The organism is Streptomyces sp. NPDC033177 (genome assembly GCF_055577715.1).
On sequence record NZ_JBVIPS010000023.1, the window covers coordinates 1 to 2,497 of the forward strand.

Annotated in this window: 1 rRNA gene; it reads left to right on the forward strand. The window is 56.2% G+C overall.

Features of this window, described 5'->3' with window-relative positions:
- Positions 1-2,475: ribosomal RNA gene (locus ACZ5U5_RS39720) — 23S ribosomal RNA — on the forward strand; the annotation flags it as partial.
- Between the last annotated feature and the right edge of the window lie 22 nt (positions 2,476-2,497).

Sequence of the window (2,497 nt, forward strand, 5' to 3'; positions counted from 1 at the left end):
CGTCGTGACTGCGTGCCTTTTGAAGAATGAGCCTGCGAGTTTGCGGTGCGTTGCGAGGTTAACCCGTGTGGGGAAGCCGTAGCGAAAGCGAGTCCGAATAGGGCGATTCAGTAGCGCGCTCAAGACCCGAAGCGGAGTGATCTAGCCATGGGCAGGTTGAAGCGGCTGTAAGAGGTCGTGGAGGACCGAACCCACCAGGGTTGAAAACCTGGGGGATGACCTGTGGTTAGGGGTGAAAGGCCAATCAAACTCCGTGATAGCTGGTTCTCCCCGAAATGCATTTAGGTGCAGCGTCGTGTGTTTCTTGCCGGAGGTAGAGCACTGGATAGGCGATGGGCCCTACCGGGTTACTGACCTTAGCCAAACTCCGAATGCCGGTAAGTGAGAGCACGGCAGTGAGACTGTGGGGGATAAGCTCCATGGTCGAGAGGGAAACAGCCCAGAGCATCGACTAAGGCCCCTAAGCGTACGCTAAGTGGGAAAGGATGTGGAGTCGCAGAGACAACCAGGAGGTTGGCTTAGAAGCAGCCACCCTTGAAAGAGTGCGTAATAGCTCACTGGTCAAGTGATTCCGCGCCGACAATGTAGCGGGGCTCAAGCGTACCGCCGAAGTCGTGTCATTCCAGCATATAGGGCCAACGCCTGCTGGGATGGGTAGGGGAGCGTCGTGTGCCGGGTGAAGCTGCAGCGGAAGCTAGTGGTGGACGGTTCACGAGTGAGAATGCAGGCATGAGTAGCGATACATACGTGAGAAACGTGTGCGCCGATTGACTAAGGGTTCCTGGGTCAAGCTGATCTGCCCAGGGTAAGTCGGGACCTAAGGCGAGGCCGACAGGCGTAGTCGATGGATAACCGGTTGATATTCCGGTACCCGCTGTGAAGCGTCAAACATTGAATCAGGCGATGCTAAGTCCGTGAAGCCGTCCTGGAGCCTTCGGGCAAAGGGAAGTGGTGGAGCCGACGAACCAGACTTGTAGTAGGTGAGTGATGGGGTGACGCAGGAAGGTAGTCCAGCCCGGGCGATGGTAGTCCCGGGGTAAGGGTGTAGGGCGTGTGATAGGTAAATCCGTCACGCATTAAGCCTGAGACCTGATGCCGAGCCGATTGTGGTGAAGTGGATGATCCTATGCTGTCGAGAAAAGCCTCTAGCGAGTTTCATGGCGGCCCGTACCCTAAACCGACTCAGGTGGTCAGGTAGAGAATACCGAGGCGTTCGGGTGAACTATGGTTAAGGAACTCGGCAAAATGCCCCCGTAACTTCGGGAGAAGGGGGGCCATCACTGGTGATTGGATTTACTCCATGAGCTGGGGGTGGCCGCAGAGACCAGCGAGAAGCGACTGTTTACTAAAAACACAGGTCCGTGCGAAGCCGTAAGGCGATGTATACGGACTGACGCCTGCCCGGTGCTGGAACGTTAAGGGGACCGGTTAGTGCACTTTCGGGTGTGCGAAGCTGAGAACTTAAGCGCCAGTAAACGGCGGTGGTAACTATAACCATCCTAAGGTAGCGAAATTCCTTGTCGGGTAAGTTCCGACCTGCACGAATGGCGTAACGACTTCTCGACTGTCTCAACCATAGGCCCGGTGAAATTGCACTACGAGTAAAGATGCTCGTTTCGCGCAGCAGGACGGAAAGACCCCGGGACCTTTACTACAGTTTGATATTGGTGTTCGGTTCGGCTTGTGTAGGATAGGTGGGAGACTTTGAAGCGGGCACGCCAGTGTTCGTGGAGTCAACGTTGAAATACCACTCTGGTCGTGCTGGATGTCTAACCTGGGTCCGTGATCCGGATCAGGGACAGTGTCTGATGGGTAGTTTAACTGGGGCGGTTGCCTCCCAAAGAGTAACGGAGGCGCCCAAAGGTTCCCTCAGCCTGGTTGGTAATCAGGTGTTGAGTGTAAGTGCACAAGGGAGCTTGACTGTGAGACCGACGGGTCGAGCAGGGACGAAAGTCGGGACTAGTGATCCGGCGGTGGCTTGTGGAAGCGCCGTCGCTCAACGGATAAAAGGTACCCCGGGGATAACAGGCTGATCTTCCCCAAGAGTCCATATCGACGGGATGGTTTGGCACCTCGATGTCGGCTCGTCGCATCCTGGGGCTGGAGTCGGTCCCAAGGGTTGGGCTGTTCGCCCATTAAAGCGGTACGCGAGCTGGGTTTAGAACGTCGTGAGACAGTTCGGTCCCTATCCGCTGTGCGCGTAGGAATATTGAGAAGGGCTGTCCCTAGTACGAGAGGACCGGGACGGACGAACCTCTGGTGTGCCAGTTGTCCTGCCAAGGGCATGGCTGGTTGGCTACGTTCGGAAAGGATAACCGCTGAAAGCATCTAAGCGGGAAGCCTGCTTCAAGATGAGTATTCCCACCCCCTTTGAGGGGTTAAGGCTCCCAGTAGACGACTGGGTTGATAGGCCAGATCTGGAAGCCCGGCAACGGGTGGAGGTGACTGGTACTAATAGGCCGAGGGCTTGTCCTCAGTTGCTCGCGTCCACTGTGTT